Source organism: Micromonospora sp. NPDC092111 (assembly GCF_044755745.1).
GTDB lineage: Bacteria > Actinomycetota > Actinomycetes > Mycobacteriales > Micromonosporaceae > Micromonospora.
This window is the reverse complement of record NZ_JBIVRQ010000018.1, coordinates 16,416-32,101: the sequence shown is the minus strand read 5'-3', so window position 1 is coordinate 32,101 and position 15,686 is coordinate 16,416. Positions and strand designations below refer to the sequence as shown.

16 protein-coding genes are annotated in these 15,686 nt (G+C 72.4%); 1 reads left to right on the top strand and 15 read right to left on the bottom strand.

The annotated features are described in order from the left end of the window. Window positions 1–5 precede the first annotated feature (5 nt). From ACIQG9_RS25875 to ACIQG9_RS25860, 4 genes are all read right to left on the bottom strand, one after another. Window positions 6–512: a hypothetical protein gene (locus tag ACIQG9_RS25875; protein WP_400407398.1), complete on the bottom strand. Its 507-nt coding sequence runs from the start codon at window positions 510–512 to the stop codon at window positions 6–8. Window positions 513–702: 190 nt separating this feature from the next. Continuing rightward, window positions 703–1,092, bottom strand: a complete 390-nt coding sequence (locus tag ACIQG9_RS25870; RefSeq protein WP_400407224.1) for an ACT domain-containing protein — start codon at window positions 1,090–1,092, stop codon at window positions 703–705. Window positions 1,093–1,167: 75 nt separating this feature from the next. Beyond that, the gene (locus ACIQG9_RS25865; protein WP_400407221.1) at window positions 1,168–1,626 is read right to left on the bottom strand and encodes a hypothetical protein; all 459 of its coding nucleotides are present in this window, start codon (window positions 1,624–1,626) and stop codon (window positions 1,168–1,170) included. Window positions 1,627–1,806: 180 nt separating this feature from the next. Further along, window positions 1,807–2,544, bottom strand: coding sequence for a hypothetical protein (locus ACIQG9_RS25860; RefSeq protein WP_400407218.1), 738 nt, complete (start codon window positions 2,542–2,544; stop codon window positions 1,807–1,809). Between the two features lie 163 nt (window positions 2,545–2,707). Between ACIQG9_RS25860 and ACIQG9_RS25855 the strand changes: the two genes are divergently transcribed. Continuing rightward, on the top strand, window positions 2,708–3,925 hold the full coding sequence (locus ACIQG9_RS25855) for an arginine deiminase (RefSeq protein WP_400407215.1): 1,218 nt from the start codon (window positions 2,708–2,710) through the stop codon (window positions 3,923–3,925). Window positions 3,926–4,084: 159 nt separating this feature from the next. Here ACIQG9_RS25855 and ACIQG9_RS25850 read toward each other — a convergent pair whose 3' ends face one another. From ACIQG9_RS25850 to ACIQG9_RS25800, 11 genes are all read right to left on the bottom strand, one after another. Next, entirely contained in the window at window positions 4,085–4,966 is an 882-nt protein-coding gene (locus ACIQG9_RS25850; RefSeq protein ID WP_400407212.1) for a DUF5926 family protein, read from the bottom strand. Window positions 4,967–5,027: 61 nt separating this feature from the next. Next, a complete protein-coding gene (locus tag ACIQG9_RS25845) occupies window positions 5,028–5,441 on the bottom strand; it encodes an ATP-binding protein (protein ID WP_400407397.1) in 414 nt (137 codons plus the stop codon). A gap of 72 nt (window positions 5,442–5,513) precedes the next feature. After that, the gene (locus ACIQG9_RS25840) at window positions 5,514–6,971 is read right to left on the bottom strand and encodes an ATP-binding protein (RefSeq protein ID WP_400407210.1); all 1,458 of its coding nucleotides are present in this window, start codon (window positions 6,969–6,971) and stop codon (window positions 5,514–5,516) included. 162 nt (window positions 6,972–7,133) lie between these two features. Beyond that, window positions 7,134–7,922 (bottom strand): glycerophosphodiester phosphodiesterase, encoded by a 789-nt coding sequence (locus tag ACIQG9_RS25835; RefSeq protein ID WP_400407208.1) that lies wholly within the window; start codon window positions 7,920–7,922, stop codon window positions 7,134–7,136. A gap of 10 nt (window positions 7,923–7,932) precedes the next feature. Next, window positions 7,933–8,268, bottom strand: coding sequence for a rhodanese-like domain-containing protein (locus ACIQG9_RS25830; RefSeq protein ID WP_400407206.1), 336 nt, complete (start codon window positions 8,266–8,268; stop codon window positions 7,933–7,935). A gap of 58 nt (window positions 8,269–8,326) precedes the next feature. Continuing rightward, window positions 8,327–9,265, bottom strand: coding sequence for an LCP family protein (locus ACIQG9_RS25825; RefSeq protein ID WP_400407395.1), 939 nt, complete (start codon window positions 9,263–9,265; stop codon window positions 8,327–8,329). A gap of 182 nt (window positions 9,266–9,447) precedes the next feature. Next, a complete protein-coding gene (locus ACIQG9_RS25820) occupies window positions 9,448–10,656 on the bottom strand; it encodes an LCP family protein (RefSeq protein WP_400407203.1) in 1,209 nt (402 codons plus the stop codon). 285 nt (window positions 10,657–10,941) lie between these two features. Continuing rightward, window positions 10,942–12,168 carry an LCP family protein gene (locus tag ACIQG9_RS25815; protein WP_400407200.1) on the bottom strand — a complete coding sequence of 409 codons (1,227 nt, stop codon included), beginning with the start codon at window positions 12,166–12,168 and terminating at the stop codon, window positions 10,942–10,944. 78 nt (window positions 12,169–12,246) lie between these two features. Further along, window positions 12,247–13,224, bottom strand: coding sequence for an NAD-dependent epimerase/dehydratase family protein (locus tag ACIQG9_RS25810; protein ID WP_400407197.1), 978 nt, complete (start codon window positions 13,222–13,224; stop codon window positions 12,247–12,249). Between the two features lie 248 nt (window positions 13,225–13,472). Beyond that, window positions 13,473–15,146: a cation acetate symporter gene (locus ACIQG9_RS25805; RefSeq protein ID WP_400407194.1), complete on the bottom strand. Its 1,674-nt coding sequence runs from the start codon at window positions 15,144–15,146 to the stop codon at window positions 13,473–13,475. Continuing rightward, complete coding sequence (locus tag ACIQG9_RS25800; RefSeq protein ID WP_400407191.1) at window positions 15,124–15,495, bottom strand: DUF485 domain-containing protein; 372 nt, start codon at window positions 15,493–15,495, stop codon at window positions 15,124–15,126. Before ACIQG9_RS25800 ends, ACIQG9_RS25805 begins: the two co-directional genes overlap by 23 nt. Window positions 15,496–15,686 lie beyond the last annotated feature (191 nt).

Here is a 15,686-nt window from a genome sequence, read left to right as displayed (position 1 = left end):
CCAGCCTACGCACCCGGCCGGGTGCCGGTGACGTCGTCGCAGGCCAGTGTCCGGATGGCGGGCGGTGCGGCGGCCCTCACCTCGATCGAGCAGACGTCGGTGCCGGCGGTGACCAGCCGCAGCGCGCCCGACTCTTCCCGGCTCACCGCCTGGAGTTCCTCGTGCCCGCTGACCGCCAGCACGGTGTACTGCCAGCCGTCGGCGCAGAGCGGCCCCTCGACGGCCCGGACCGGCACGTCCCGGGGGAGCACGTCGCCACGGAGCAACCGGACGACCCGGTCGGCGGAGGGGCGGCCCCGGCACGCGACGGCGACCGCCGCGACGGTGGGGGTCGGCACCGCCGGCGTCGGCGTCACCCCGAGGGTGGGGGCCACCGGGAGGGTGGGGACGACGGTGGGCGCGGCGGGCCAGGTCGGCGTCGGCGGGGTGACCGGAGTGGCGGCACTCCGGTCCGGCGGGGCGCCGCACCCGGTGAGCGGCAGGACGGCGAGCAGGACGGCGGTACCGACCAGCCGGCGGTACGGGATGCGGTGCGCGGGGTCAGGCGGCACGGACCGGTCCTCGGGGGGAGTCGAGCGCGGGGGCGTCGAGACGGGTCCCGGCCATCGCCGGCCGGCTGGCCGGAGTGCTCCGGGCCTGGCCGGTCGTCGTGGCCGGTGGGGGCCGAGCCCATCGTAGGAGGATCGGCCGGTCCGGTGAAGGTCAGCGCAGCACTCGGTGTCCGGCCGCTTCCAGCGCGGCGGTCGCCGCACCGAGCCGTACCGCCGGAACCAGCACGTGGTCGGTGTCGTACGTGGAGAACGCCACCACGCTGACCCGCGCGGCGGTGAGCGGGTCGACCAGCGTGGCGAGGGTGCCGGTGACGGCGACGTCGAGTGGGCCGACGACCCGCAGGCAGCGCCAGTCGGTCTCCACGTCGGCCCCGGCCGGGGCCCGCCCCGCCGGGCAGATGACGGAGATCCCGTCGGCGGTCCAGCTCACCGTCACCACGTCGGAGGTGCCGGGCTCCGCCCAGAGGCGGGGCGACAGGGGTGTGTCGGCTGGCAGCCGACACACCGCGTACTCCCCCGGCAGCAGAGCGAGATCGAGCATGAGGGCACCTTACGGCCTCGGGTAGGCCCCGCCCCAGCGTCCCGCCGCGCGGCGCGTGCCGCCCGGATCCGCAGGTCAGACCGCTGAGAAGAAGGTGAGAGAGCCAGCGACCGACCCGTCGGTGAGCACCGGCGTGGAGACGGCGTCGACAGTGGCGTAGGTGGTGTCGTCCCCGGCGGGCTGCACCCGCAGCAACCCGCGGGCCAGTCGGCCGGAGTGCAGGGCGAGCAGCGGGGGGATCTTGTCGGTCTCCTGCTCGGGCAGCTCGTGCCGGGCCGCGGTGAAGTCGAGCAGCCGCAGGCCGCCTTCGAGCAGCGGCAGGCCCACCACACCCTCGGGGGCACCGAGGCAGAGCAGTTCGCAGCCGGCGGTGGAGATCGCCACCACCCGGGTGTCGGCGGCGATCAGCAGGCAGGGTTCCTGGGCGTGCGAGACGGTGACGGACCACCGCCCGACGTTGTCGCACTCCTGCTCTGTCGGCGTCCGTGCGGCTGGCGCGAACACTTCCGAGAGCGAGAGTTCGACGTGGGCCACCGCACCTCCTATGTACACCGACGATCTGTCCACGCTATCCGGTCGTCGCGACGGTCGCCGGATCGCGCTGGAGCCACCGGCGGCCCGTGTCGGGATCGGGTGCCCTGTCGGGCGGCCGGCGACGGCGCGGACCGGGGGTGTCGCGGGGGGATCCGGTGCCGCGTGGCGTCGCCGGTGACGTTACCGGCGGGCGGCCGGCTTGTCAGCGGCCGTTCGGCCCTCGTCGTACCACCGGTAGTCGGCGGCGGGACGGTACGTGCCGTTGAACCAGGTCTGTGGCTGCTGGGCGACCTGGGACAGCTTCTCGGCGGTGGTCGGGCTGATCCGGTTGCCCCCGGCGACGAGAAGCCGGTCGAGTTCCCGGTGGGTAGCCATCATGCAGTCCTTCGGCAGGCCGTAGACGCTGATGACGCCGGAGCCGACGAAGGTCAGCACCGGCGTGACCGGGATCGGCAGCCCGACCGCCTCGGTGAGCGCCTTGCTCGCCCGCTTGGCGTCGCGCCTGGCCTCGGCCACGTACGGCGGGCGCTTGCCGTTGATCTGGACCACGTCCCCGGCGACCAGCACCCGGGCCCGGCCGTGGTCGGCGATGCTGACCGCGAAGAGCCCGCTCGGGCCGATGGCGAGGAACCCGGCCCGCTCGTCCTGGCCGTGGTCGCGCAGGACGTCGGAGACGTCGGTGCGGGGCCACTCGATCACGTGCCACCCGGGACCCAGGTGGTCGAGTTGGCCGAGCGCCCTCGCGCCGGCAGCCTCCAACCGACGGGCACCCCGTTCGGCCCGGCGGCGGCGCGCCCACTCCAACGGGGTGGGGCGGGCCGGCTCGAGCGCCCCGGGCCCTTCGGCCCGAGGGTGCGGCACCGCCACGGGCGGCAGTGCCCGGGTGGGTACGGCTCGACGAGCGGGAAAGACAGTCATCGCGACCTCCGGCAAAAGGTCCCTCGAAGTTATGTCCTCACTACCCTACGTCGTCACTCCGGGGGTACGGCAAGTTGGAGCGCCGGAATGAGTGCGGATGAATGCCATATTCATCCACAGTTCTTCCGCTGAAGATCGTTCACCCCTGCCATACGCTGCGGAGGTGACCCACTACGTGGACAGTGAGGTCGGTCGGCTCGGCACGGTGCTGTTGCACCGGCCGGGCCCGGAACTGGCCCGACTCACCCCCCGCAACAACGACTCGTTGCTCTTCGACGCTATCCCATGGGTGGGACGGGCACAGGAGGAGCATGACGCCTTCGCCGCCGCGCTGCGCGAGCGCGGGGTGGAGGTGCTCTATCTCGGCACCCTGCTCGCCGAGACGCTGGCCGTACCCGAGGCCCGCGCCGCACTCACCGAGCAGGTCCTCCGCTCGCCCCGGCTCGGCGACACCCTGCGCCGCCGGGTCGCCGACCACCTCTCCTACCTCGACCCCGCCGCGCTGGCGGGCGTGCTCACCGCCGGCCTCGCCCACGAGGAGGTACGGGTCAGCGCGGAACGCCCCGGCGGCCTGGTCTGGACGATGATGGACCGGCACGACTTCGTCATCGACCCGCTGCCCAACCTGCTCTTCACCCGCGACTCGTCACTGTGGATCGGCGACCGGGTCGGGGTCACCAGCCTCGCCATGCCGGCCCGCCGGCGGGAGACCACCCTGACCGATGCGATCTACCGGTACCACCCGCGCTTCGTCGGCACCGAGGCCGTCTACCACCCGGGGCTGGAGCATCTGGAGGGCGGCGACGTGCTGCTGCTCGCTCCCGGCGTGCTCGCCGTCGGGGTCGGCGAGCGGACCACCCCGGCCGGTGCCGAGCGGCTGGCCCGTCAGGTCTTCGCCGCCGGGCTGGCGCACACCATCCTGGTGGTGCCGATCGCCCAGGAGCGGGCCACCATGCACCTGGACACCGTCTGCACCATGGTCGACGTCGACGCCGTGCTGATGTACCCCAACGTCGCGAGCACCCTGTCGGCGTACACGGTGATCGCCGGCCCGGACGGCGAGCCCCGGGTGGACGGCCCGGCCCCGTTCCTGCGTGCGGCGGCCGACGCGATGGACCTCGACCAGCTCAGGGTGATCGTCACCGGCCTCGATCCGGTGACCGCCGAGCGCGAGCAGTGGGACGACGGCAACAACACCCTCGCCCTGGCGCCCCGGCTCTGCGTCGGCTACGAACGTAACGTGGAGACCAACGCCCAGTTGGAGCGGGCCGGCATCGAGGTCATCCCGATCGCCGGCTCGGAGCTGGGCTCCGGCCGGGGCGGCCCGCGCTGCATGTCCTGTCCCCTGGTCCGCGACCCCCTGCACCCCGCCACCCCCTGACCCACCCACCCGGCCGGGCGGGTCCAGGCCAGGCCGCATGATCGACTCCGTTACGCCGAAGTGGCGGGATCCGGTGGGCCGGGACACCGCCACTTGCCCGATACGCCGACGGCCCACCGGACTCCGGCGGGCCGTCGGGCGGTTCGGGTGGGGGAGGGGTCAGCGGAGGGTGAGTTGGCGGCCGAGGAGGCCCTGGCGGGCCCGGCGTCCAGCGGCGTCCAGCGGCTCCTTCTCCTCCAGCGCCTCGGCGTACCGCTTGGCGAACGCGGCCACCGGCTCCTCCCACTCGGCGGCCGGGACGTCCTCCGGCAGGTCCCAGACCGGCGCCAGCCGGCCGTGTGCCCGGAACATGCCGGCGAACTTCGTACCCTCGCCGAGGGTGAGGGTGCCGGCGGCGGAGAGCCGGGAGAGCGTGTCGAGCGCGGCGTCCTCGTCCTCCGCGAACACCCAGCGCACGTGCGCCTTCTCCGGCACCTGGCACCAGTAGGCCGCCCGGGCGGCGGCCAGCTTCACGGTCGGGTAGATGGCCGCGTTCGCCCGCTCCAGGGAGGCCTGCACGGTCGGGTCGTCCGCCGCGCCAGGGTCGAGCCAGAACTCGAACCCGTCGTGCATGCTGATCTCCAGCGGGCCGTCCACCAGGATGTCCTGGAGCCGGGGGCCGGGGCCCGGCAGCGGCGGCACCGCCACCTGCCCACCCGGCTCGGTGCGCAGCGCGCAGAGCAGCGCCTCGGCCAGGTCCCGGGAGACGTCGCCGGACTGCTGGTGCCGCTGGAGACCGATGAAGACCCGGCCGTCCGGCTTGGTCATCGCCGGGGCGGCCATCGGCAGCACGGTGGCCAGGACGACCGGACGGTCACCGTACTCCTCGACCAGCTCGGGGGTGAGCCGCAGTGGCGCGGAGGCGGCCGGCACGAGTTCGCGCAGGGCGATCCACTCCGGTTCGTCCACCAGCCCCTCGAACGGACGGGGGACGAAGACATCCCGGATCTTCTCCCGACGGGGAGCGGCCTCGGCGCGCTGGTTCTTTCGACGCTTGCTCACGGCGACACAGCCTAGAGCCCGGCCGGCGGCCTGGTGGGCCGGACCCGCCCCGGTCCCCCGGTCAGCCGGTGGAGACCAGGCCCGGCCGGCAGTCGGCCGGGTCGAACTCGGCCCAGACGCTCTGGCCCAGGCCGTCCCGGTCGACCCCCCAGCGGTTGGCCAGCCCGGCGACGATGTGCAGTCCCCGGCCGTCGACCGCGTCCGCCCCGGCGGCCCGCATCCGGGGGCCGGCCCCGGCCCCGCCGTCGGTCACCCGGATGGACAGGCTCGGGCCGGTGGGGGTGGGGCGCAGCCGCCAGGCGACCCGGACCACCCCACCGGGCAGCGGGTCGGCGTGCCGGACCGCGTTGCCGACCAGTTCGGCCAGGACCGCCACCAGGTCGGCGAGGAGCGGCGGGGGAATCAGGCCGGCCAGCTCGGCGGCGAGTCGGTGTCGGGCCAGCCGCGCCCCGGTGGCGTGGTGGGGAACCACCACGCACCACGAACGTTCGACCGGTCCCGTCGACACCGTTGGCTCCTTATCGCCCGTGCCCGCCGGTGCGGCGGGTCACCCCCGCGGCAGCCGCACCTCTGCGACGGTACCGCCACCGCTGCGCGGACGGAGGGATACCCATCCATTCTGCTGTTCAACGATCCGGCGGACGAGATAGAGGCCCAGCCCCGCGCCCGGATAGCCCCGACGGTCCCCCGACTCACCCTGCCAGAACCGGTCGAAGGCCCGTTCCACGTGCTCCGGCCGGATGCCCACGCCCCGGTCGCCCACCCGGAACGACACGGTCTGCCCGTCGGCCGCCGCGACGACCTCGATCGGCGAGTCCGCCGACGACCACTTGCCCGCGTTGGTGCACAGCTCGGTCAGCACGGTGGCCAGGCTGTGCCGGTCGCCGAGCGCCTTGGGCAGGTCGGCCGGGACGTCCAAAAACAGGCGGCGGCGCAGGTCGCCGGGGAGGTCCGGCACCGCCGCGCGCAGCGCCTCGCCGAGGTCGAACGGGACGGTCGGATCGCCGGTCGGGCGTACCTCGGTGGCCGAGGTGAGCAGCCGGTCGACCAGCCGCGCCAGTTCGTTGGCCCGCTGCCCGATCACCCGGGCGGCCTGCCGCCGGTCGTGCTCGGTCAACGACTCCCAGTGGTCGGTGAGGGTGTCCGCGTACCCCTTGATCACGGTGACCGGGGTACGCAGCTCGTGGCTGGTGACCGCGACGAAGAGATCCCGGTCGGAATCGCGGCGCTGCTGGTCGGTGATGTCGCGGAAGGTGACCACCCGCAGCGTGCCGGGGCCGACCAGCTCGCCGGAGGTGATCCGTAGCCAGCGCCCGTCCGGTAGCTGGTGGTCGAGCACCTGGCCGGCCGGGGGGAGCGGGAACGGCAGCGGCCGGTTCAGCACCGCACCGGCGGTGCGGCCGGTCACCTGGGCGGCGGCCGGATTCCAGAGCCGGACGTGGCCGTCCCGGTCGACCACGGCCAGGCCGTCGGCGAGCGCCGCCACCACCGGGCCGTCACCGTGCACCGGCAGGCCGCTCTGGTCGCCGTACATGTGGGCGATGCAGGCGGCGAGGTAGCCGATGGCGGCGTGCAGGACCCGGTCCTCGGACTCCTCGCCGTCGGGGTAGAGGGCGTGCAGGCTGCCGACGGTGAGCCCGCCGATCTCGGCCCGGGCGGCGATCATCCAGCGCAGCCCCGCGTCGGCCAGCTCCCCGGCGAGCGGGCCGGGCAGCCGATCGACCCGCACCTGCCGTACCCGGGGGCCGCTGAGCAGGCAGACGGTGGCCGGATCGGACGCGGGCAGCGGGCGGCCGATGGTCCACTCGGCGCAGCCGCTGGCGGCGATCACCCGTCCGCCGCTCGGGGCGAACTCGACGAAGGCCAGGCTGGCCGCGCCGAGCGCCGGCCGGGCCACCCGGAGCAGTTGGGTGAGGACGGGCAGCCCCGCCTCACCCGAGTTGATCATCTCGATCACCGCCCCGTGACCGGTGACGAGGGCGGCGAGGTCGGTGCGCTCCGGCATGTCCCGAGTGTGCCCGGTCGACGGGACTTCGGGCACCCCCGGCCGGCGCCGGCCGGGCGACCGAGCCGTTCCCGGCTGGGGACGACCGACGGCGACGACCTGGGCGCCGGTGCGTTCGGCGATGCCGTGGTAGACCCGGCCCATCAGGTCGGCCTGGGCGGTCTACCTGCCGAGTCGGGCCAGGGCGCGGGCCGGTCGGTCGGTGATCACGCCGTCCACCCCGGCGTCGAGGACCAACTCCAGGTCGTCCGGTTCGTTGACCGTCCAGACGTACACCTGGTGGCCGGCGGCCCGGAGCGTGGGCACCAGGTGCGGGCGGGCCCGGACCAGGCCGATCCCGGGCCCGGCGATCCGGGCGCCGAACGGCAGCCGGCTGAGCCGCAGCCAGCGCGGCAACACCTCCAGCAGCAGCACCGTCGGCAGCGCCGGGGCCAGCTCCCGGACCCGGCGTACGGCCAGTGGGGAGAACGACATCACGGTGACCTGGACCGGGTCGTCCGGGCCCGGCTCGGCCAGCCCGAACCGGCGCAGCATGGTCACCAGGCGGCGCTCGACGTCGCCCCGGTAGCGGGACGGATGCTTGGTCTCCACCAGCAGCCGGACCGGGCGGCCGGCGGCGAGCACCGCGGTCAGCAGCCGTTCCAGGGTGAGCAGCCGGGTGTGCGAGTCGTCCAGCGCCTCGTCGCCGTCGGTCGGCGCGCCGGGGTGCCAGGAACCGAAGTCCAGCGTCTCCAACTCGGCCAGGGTGCGGGCACTGACCAGGCCGTGGCCGTTGCTGGTCCGGTCCAGCCGGCGGTCGTGCACGCAGACCAGGTGCCCGTCGCGGGTCAGCCGGACGTCGCACTCCAGCCCGTCGGCCCCCTCGTCGAGGGCCCGCAGGTACGCCGCGAGGGTGTGTTCCGGGAGGTCGGCCGACGCGCCGCGATGCGCGAAGACCAGCGGTTCGCCCATGCCCCGGCGCTCAGATGACCCGGCCGGGCTGCCCGTCCCCGCCCACCACCGGTCGTCCGACGGTGGCCCACTGCCGCATCCCGCCGTCGACGTTGCGCACCTGCCCCCATCCGTTGTTGAGCAGGTAGCCGACGACCTGGGCGGAGCGCCCGCCGGAGCGGCAGATCACCGCGACGTCCCGGTCGGTGGGCACCTCGGCGATCCGGGCCGGTAGCTCCATCATCGGCAGGTGGTGGGCGCTGGGCGCGTGGCCCGCCGCCCACTCGTCGTCCTCGCGGACGTCGAGCAGGTAGGTGTCGTCGTCGATCTCGGTCACGGAGACGCTGGGTACCTGGGGTCCGAACACGGTCACCAAGCCTAGGTCCTCGGGGCCGGCCCCGGCACTCCGGCCGGCGGTGTGGCGGTCACAACCGGTTGACCCAGCGCGGATTGGCCCGCGACCAGTCGGGCAGCCGGTCGCCCCGGACGGCGTCGAAGAGTCCACCGCCGCCGTTGTCCAGCACCACGTACGAGAGCCCGTCGATGGTCTGCGGGTACGACGGCAGTTGCACCCCGTGCAGCGCGTCGGGCGGCAGCGCGCGCAGGGCGAAGACCAGGTCGTCCAGGGGTACCCCGTTGGTGTCGACGGTGAGCGAGCCGCCCACCGCCCGCAGTACCCGGTCCAGCCGTACCGGGTCGCCGCGCAGGTTGGTCTGGGCGGCCCGGTCCATCATCGCCCGCAGCATCTGCTGCTGGTGTCGTTGCCGGTCGTAGTCGCCGCCCGGGAGGTCGTAGCGCTGCCGGACGTAGTCCAGCGCCCTGGCGCCGTCCATCTGCTGGCAGCCGGGCGGGAAGAGAGTGCCGGTGTGGATCGACCGGACTTCGGTGTCGACACACATCCGGATGCCGCCCAGCAGGTCGATGACCTGCCGGAAGCCGGCGAAGTCGACCAGTGCCGCACCGTCGAAACGGATGCCGGTGAGCCGGGTCAGCGTGGCCGAGAGCAGCCGGGTGCCGCCCTCGCCGCCGCCGCCGTGCTCGTACGCGGAGTTGATCTTGTCCTGGCCGCCGCCGTAGCCGGCACCGTCGGGCGGGATGGCGACCAGCAGGTCACGCGGGACGGAGATCAGGTACGCCTGCCGCATGCCGCGCGGAACGTGCACGATCAGGATGGTGTCGGAGCGGTCCGGCCCCTGCGCCCCGGCCCGCCGGTCGGAGCCGACGATCAGGTAGTTCAGGCCGGAGTCGAGATCCGTGCGGGCCTGCCGGGCGTCCGGGGCGAGCAGTTGCTCCTTGCTGACCGCCCGGTCGTACCGGTGGGCGAGCGTCCGCATCCCGACCACGGTCAGGGCGGCGAGCAGCACCAGGGCCACGCCGACGCCGAGCAGCAACCGGGGCCAGCGGGGTGGCGGGGCGCCCCGCCCCCGGTCGAACCGCGCTGACCTGGCCGTGACGCCCTCCCCGTGGCCGTTACGTGAGACCTGCTCAGGTCAGGCTACGGCGGGGCGGGTGGCCGGCGGGCGGGTTCGCCGCGACTACCGGCGGGTCACTTGCGGGTGGAGAGGACGTTCGGGTTGGCGTACACGAATTCGGCCAGCTTGTCTTCCTTGATGGCCTGGAACATGTCCAGCGTCTGCTGGTTCAACGCCTCGCGGTTGTTGGCGTTGCCGTTGAACGTGCCGCCGTTGGTACGCAGCATGGTCAACTCGTTGGCGGTGACCCCGCGCATGGTGAAGACCAGATCCGCGACCGGCACCCCGCCGGTGTCCAGGATGAACGCCTTGCCGGCCGCCCGGATGAGCTGGTTGATCTTCACCGGATTGGTCAGCATGCCCTTGTCGGTGGCCTTGCGGGCCATCGCCTTGATCAACTGCTGCTGGTTCTGCTGCCGGTCGTAGTCGCTGTTCGGTAGGCCGTAGCGCTGCCGCGAGTAGTCGAGCGCCTGGAGGCCGTCCATCTCCCGGCAGCCCTTCTTGTAGACCACCGGGGTCATCGGCCGGCCGGTCTTCTTGGCGTCCGCGTTCCACATCTGCTTGCCGTCGACCACTGACATGTGGTGCGACTTGACCTCATGGCTGACGCAGATCCGCACGGTGCCGAGGGTGTCGATGACGTTCTTGAAGCCACCGAAGTTGATGATCGCGGCGCCGTCGAAGCTGACCCCGGTCATGTTCTTGATGGTCTCGGCCATCAGCTGGGCGCCGCCCTCCCAGCCGCCGCCGTTGCGCGCCCCGGCCTGGAAGGCTGCGTTGATCTTGTCAGTGCCGCCCCGGAAGCCGCTCTTCTTGAAGGCCGGGATCTGCGCCTCGGTGTCCCGGGGAATGGAGATCAGGTACGCCTGGTCGTGGCTGGCCGGGATGTGCAGCACGATGATGCTGTCCGACCGGACGTCGTCGGCCGCCCAGCGTTCCCGGGCGTCCACGCCGAGCAGCAGCATGTCGATCGGGCCGTCCAGGTTGGCGCCGCCCTCGGCCTCGGACTTGCCCGCCCCGCCGAGCAGGTTGCGCTGGGCGATGTTGCCGGTGGCCTGGCTGATCAGCGCCTTGCTGCCCACGATCGCGACGCCGCTGGTCATCATCAGCACCGCGCCGAAGACCACGGTCAGCCGCGCCCAGAGGGGGTCCTTGCGCTTGGTGCGCTTCCGGCCGCCACTGGCGCGCCGGCCGGCGCGCCCGCCCTGGGAGGGGATGGCGGCCGACGCCCGGTACGGGTCGGAGTCCAGCGACGTGGGGCGGGGGCTGGTCTGAACCGGCATGCGTGCTCCAGCTCGCGTGGTCGGGGGGCGGGACCACTTTACGTACCGCTTTCCGCCAAGGCGAGGACGTTACGCGCGCAAATCCCAAACAACCCGACCTATGCCCGCACGATTCATCCGTTCGGTTGAAAGAATGCGCCCGATCGGCCGTTGGCGATCGGTGGTCGCGCCGTCGGAAAAACGACCTCCGATGACGGTTGTCGAAACCTGCCCGACACATTGCCGGCCGCATCCCCGGCGGGGACTGCCCCGGCGGCCGGGGGCAGTCCCCGCCGCCGGGACGGTTCAGTTCCCCGGCGCGTCCGCCTTCTTGTTGGCCGCCATCCAGTCCGCCATGGTGTCCGCGGACATCGCCTTGTACATCGCCAGCGCCTTCTCCCGGTCGGAGACCACCACCGACTCCCCGTTGATCGTCTCGCTGCCGGCGTTCGGGCTGGTCAGGAAGGTCAGGTTCTCGCCGCGCAGACTCCGGAACTGCAACGCCATGTCGCCGAGCGAGAAGCCGTTGTCCACGGTGACCGCGGAGGTGACGGACTGGAGGAACCCGTTCAGCTTCTTCGGATTGGTCAGCGTGCCCGTGCTCGCCGCCTTGTCCATCAGGGCCCGCAGGAACTCCTGCTGGTGGCGCATCCGGGCGAAGTCGCCCTGGGGGAACTGCTTGCGCTGCCGGATCCAGTCCAGCGCCGTGGCGCCGTCCATGTGCATGGTGCCCTTGGTGAACTTCCGGTACGGCTTGTGGATCGAGGTGATGCTCTGGTCCACCTTCAGGTCCACCCCGCCGAGCGCGTCGGTGACCTCCTTGAAGCCGCCGAAGTCGATCGCCATCACGTGGTCGATCCGGACGTCGGTGAAGCACTCCACGGTGCGTACCGCCAGCGGCAGGCCGCCGAACGCGAACGCCGCGTTGATCTTGTGGCGCTGGCCCGAGCCACAGTCCGCGCCCGCGCTCTCCGGGATCGGCACGTACAGGTCACGCGGCACGGAGACCAGGTAGGCCGACTTGTGGTCGGCCGGAATGTGCATGACGATCAGCGTGTCCGCCCGCCACTCACCCTGCTTGTCGACCGGCGCGTCCGGGTCCCGCGAGTCGGAGCCGACCAGCAGGATGTTCAGCGCCCCGTCGACCGCCTTGGCCGGCCGGCCGCCGGTGATCTCCGAGAACGGGTCGGTGCGGGCCAGGTCGTTGTTGAGGTTGCGGGTGTAGAGCCAGGCGCCCACCCCGCCGAGCAGCGCCAGCACCAGCACCGCCACGCCCGCGACCAGGGCGATCCGGCCCCAACGCGGTCGCGGACCGCGCCGGCCCGACCCGCCGGGTCCACCCGGGCCGGGAGGTGTGCCCGGCCCGCCCGGTCCGCCCGGGCGGGGCTGCCCGTCGCCGTACGACGGGTACCACTGGGCGCCGGACGACCGGGCGCGCCCGGCGGCGCTCTGGTCGGGGCCGGGCACCGAGGCACGGCCCGCGCTCCGGTGCAGGTACGGGAGCGAGGCGCCGGCAGACGAGGTCGCTGACATGTGTTTCAGCGTACGTAGGCCCGTCGAGCGTTGGCTGAACGTGAAGCTCAGGGTGCCGTCCCGCGTGGCGCGGGGGAGCTACCCTAGCCGCTCGCGGAAATGGTCGATCGTGCGTCGCAGGCCCTCATCGGGTGAGACCGTCGGCTCGTAGCCCAGCAGCTCGCGGGCGAGGGTCAGGTCGGGACGGCGCATCTCGGGATCGTCCGCGCTGCGGGTGATGTAGGTCACCTGTGACGTGCTGTCGGAAAGTGACACGATCGTCTCGGCGAGTTGCCGCATGCTCAGCTCGTGCTCGGTGCCGCAGTTGATCGGCCCGGTCTCGGTCGAGTCGAGCAGCAGCAGGATCCCGTGCACCAGGTCGCTGACGTAACAGATCGAGCGGGTCTGCTCGCCGGTGCCGTGCACGGTGATCGGGTCGCCGCGCAGCGCCTGGGAGATGAAGGTGGGAATGGCCCGGCCGTCGTCCGGGCGCATCCGGGGGCCGTACGTGTTGAAGATCCGCACGATCGCCGCGTCCAGCCCCCGGTTGCGGTGGTACGCCATGGTGGCCGCCTCCGAGAAGCGCTTCGCCTCGTCGTAGACGCTGCGCACCCCGACCGGGTTGACATTGCCCCAGTACGTCTCCCGCTGCGGGTGCTCCTTCGGGTCCCCGTACGCCTCCGACGTGGAGGCCATCAGGAACCGGGCACCGTCGGCGGTCGCCCGGTCGAGCAGGTGCAGGGTGCCCACCGAGCCGACCCGGAGGATCTCCACCGGCAGCTTCTCGAAGTCCGTCGGGCTGGCCGGGGACGCCATGTGCAGGATGGCGTCGAGCCGCTCGGCCAGCGCCGGGTGGTGGGTGGGCAGCCCCTCGGCGATGTCCGCCTCGACCAGGGTGAAGCGCGGGTGCTCCGCCAGGTGGGCGACGTTGTCCTTCGAGCCGGTGACGAAGTTGTCCAGCGCGATGACCGTGCAGCCGCGCTCGATCAGGGCGTCTACCAGGTGCGACGGCACGAATCCCGCGCCGCCGGTGACGAGGACGCGGTGACCGCTTCCGAAACGCTGGGCAACCTTCATGCCGGTCAGCCTACTCAGCGGGGCGTTCGGACGCCCTTCGGCCCGAATCCTCGGGCGTGCCCGCGCGCCGGTCCGTGCCTTGCCCGGTCGTGCCCTTGGCCCGGTCGTGCCTTGCCCGGTCGTGCCCTTGGCCCGGTCGTGCCCTTGGCCCATTCGTGCCGTGGCCGGGTCGGTCGGCGGTGTGGCGGCGGCCGGGGAGACGGCGGAGCCCCCGACGCGACCGCGCCGGGGGCTCCGGTGCCGGTCGGTCAGTGCGCCCCCGCTCCGGTGAGGGCGCGTACCTCCAGTTCGGCGTACTTCTCCTCGTCGTGCTCCTTGGAGATGACGGTGCCGATCCATCCACAGAGGAAGCCGAACGGGATGGAGAGGATGCCCGGGTTGGACAGCGGGAACCACTGCCAGTCGTGGTCCGGGAACATCGAGGTCGGCGCGCCCGAGACGACCGGCGAGAAGAACACCAGGAACACGGCGGAGAGCAGGCCGCCGTAGATGGCCCAGACCGCGCCCGAGGTGTTGAACCGCTTCCAGAACAGGCTGTACAGGATCGCCGGCAGGTTGCCCGAGGCGGCGACCGCGAAGGCGAGCGCCACCAGGAAGGCCACGTTCAGGCTCTGCGCGTAGATCGACAGGGCGATCGAGACCGCGCCGATGACCAGGGCCGAGAGGCGGGCCACCCGGACCTCCTGCCGCTCCGACGCCTGCCCCTTCTTGACGACGTTGGCGTAGAAGTCGTGCGCCAGGCTGGACGACGACGCCAGGGTCAGGCCGGCGACCACCGCCAGGATGGTGGCGAACGCGACCGCCGCGATGATCGCCAGCAGGGTCGCCCCGCCCAGGTCGCCGCCGAGGAAGTCCTTACCCAGCGCCTCGGCGAGCTGTGGTGCGGCGGTGTTGCCGGCCTTGTCCTGCGCGACGATGTCCTTGCCGCCCACCAGCGCCGCCGCGCCGAAGCCCAGGGCCAGGGTCAGCAGGTAGAAGGTGCCGATGATGCCGATCGCCCAGAGCACGCTCTTGCGGGCCGCCTTGGCGGTGGGCACGGTGTAGAAGCGGATCAGGATGTGCGGCAGGCCGGCGGTGCCGAGCACCAGGGCGATGCCCAGCGACAGCAGGTCCATCTTGTTGTAGAAGGTCTGGGTGGCGTTGCCGGCCACCTCCACGCCGTACCGGAGCCCGGGTTCGAGGAACGCGTTGCCCTTGCCCGAGGTGGCGGCGGCGTCACCGAGCAGGTCCGACAGGTTGAACTTGTACTTCGCCAGCACCAGCAGGGTCATCACCAGCGCGCCGGCCATCAGCAGGAACGCCTTGACGATCTGCACGTACGTGGTGCCCTTCATGCCGCCTACGGTGACGTAGATGATCATCAGGGCGCCGACCATGATGATGGTGGCCACCTTGGCGGTGTCGGCGTCCATGCCGAGGAAGGTGGTGCCGGGCTTGATGCCCAGCAGCAGCGCGACCAGGGCGCCCGCGCCGACCATCTGGGCCAGCAGGTAGAAGATCGACACGGTGATGGTGGAGACCGCCGCGGCGGTCCGCACCGGCCGCTGCCGCATCCGGAACGCCAGTACGTCGGCCATCGTGTACCGGCCCGAGTTGCGCAGCAGCTCCGCGACCAGCAACAGCGCCACCAGCCAGGCCACCAGGAAGCCGATGGAGTAGAGGAAGCCGTCGTAGCCGTACAGCGCGATGATGCCGGCGATGCCGAGGAACGACGCGGCCGACATGTAGTCGCCGCCGATCGCCATGCCGTTCTGGAAGCCGGAGAAGGACCGGCCGCCGGCGTAGAAGTCGGTGGCCGTCTTGGTCTGCCGGCTGGCCCAGATGGTGATGGCCAGCGTGATCGCCACGAAGACCAGGAAGAGCGTGATGGTGAGGTTGCGGGCGGTGCTGCTGCCCGCCTCAGCCGCGAGGTCCGTCAGCATGGGTCACCTCCCCGATCTCGGCGCGGATGCGGTCGGCGATCGGGTCGAGCTTCCGGTCGGCGTGCCGCGAGTAGAACCAGGCGATGAGGAACGTCGAGACGAACTGGAGCAGGCCGAAGATGAGCGCCACGTTGACGTTGCTGCCGAAGAGCTTCGTGCCCATGAAGTCCCGCGCGTAGGCGGAGAGGATCACGTAGAGCGCGTACCACAGGAAGAACGCGACGGTCATCGGGAAGACGAAGCCGCGCAGCGCGCGGCGCAACCCGACGAACTCGTCCGACCGTTGTACGGCCAGGTAACGCTCCGCCGCCGACTCGGCGGGGGCGGGCGCGGGTGTGTCCGTGGACATCTGTGGATCACCACCTTCACAGGCGTTGGGGAGTTTCGCGCACGGTAGAGAGCGCGCTCCCCGCCGGGGAAGGCTGAGATCGACGCCGGTCGGCGGCTGCGCCGAGCGGTCCACTGGCTGCGCCGAGTGACCCAGGTCACTCCGCTGAACGGTCGTCCCACCCTCACCGACCCGGTCGACCCGGGTCGGTG

Coding starts and splice junctions, on each gene's coding strand:
- ACIQG9_RS25870 (WP_400407224.1), bottom strand. CDS start 1,092: ATGCTCGATCTCGCTCTGCTGCCGGGGGAGTACGCGGTGTGTCGGCTG.
- ACIQG9_RS25860 (WP_400407218.1), bottom strand. CDS start 2,544: ATGACTGTCTTTCCCGCTCGTCGAGCCGTACCCACCCGGGCACTGCCG.
- ACIQG9_RS25840 (WP_400407210.1), bottom strand. CDS start 6,971: ATGCCGGAGCGCACCGACCTCGCCGCCCTCGTCACCGGTCACGGGGCG.
- ACIQG9_RS25835 (WP_400407208.1), bottom strand. CDS start 7,922: ATGGGCGAACCGCTGGTCTTCGCGCATCGCGGCGCGTCGGCCGACCTC.
- ACIQG9_RS25820 (WP_400407203.1), bottom strand. CDS start 10,656: ATGCCGGTTCAGACCAGCCCCCGCCCCACGTCGCTGGACTCCGACCCG.
- ACIQG9_RS25815 (WP_400407200.1), bottom strand. CDS start 12,168: ATGTCAGCGACCTCGTCTGCCGGCGCCTCGCTCCCGTACCTGCACCGG.
- ACIQG9_RS25810 (WP_400407197.1), bottom strand. CDS start 13,224: ATGAAGGTTGCCCAGCGTTTCGGAAGCGGTCACCGCGTCCTCGTCACC.
- ACIQG9_RS25805 (WP_400407194.1), bottom strand. CDS start 15,146: ATGCTGACGGACCTCGCGGCTGAGGCGGGCAGCAGCACCGCCCGCAAC.
- ACIQG9_RS25800 (WP_400407191.1), bottom strand. CDS start 15,495: ATGTCCACGGACACACCCGCGCCCGCCCCCGCCGAGTCGGCGGCGGAG.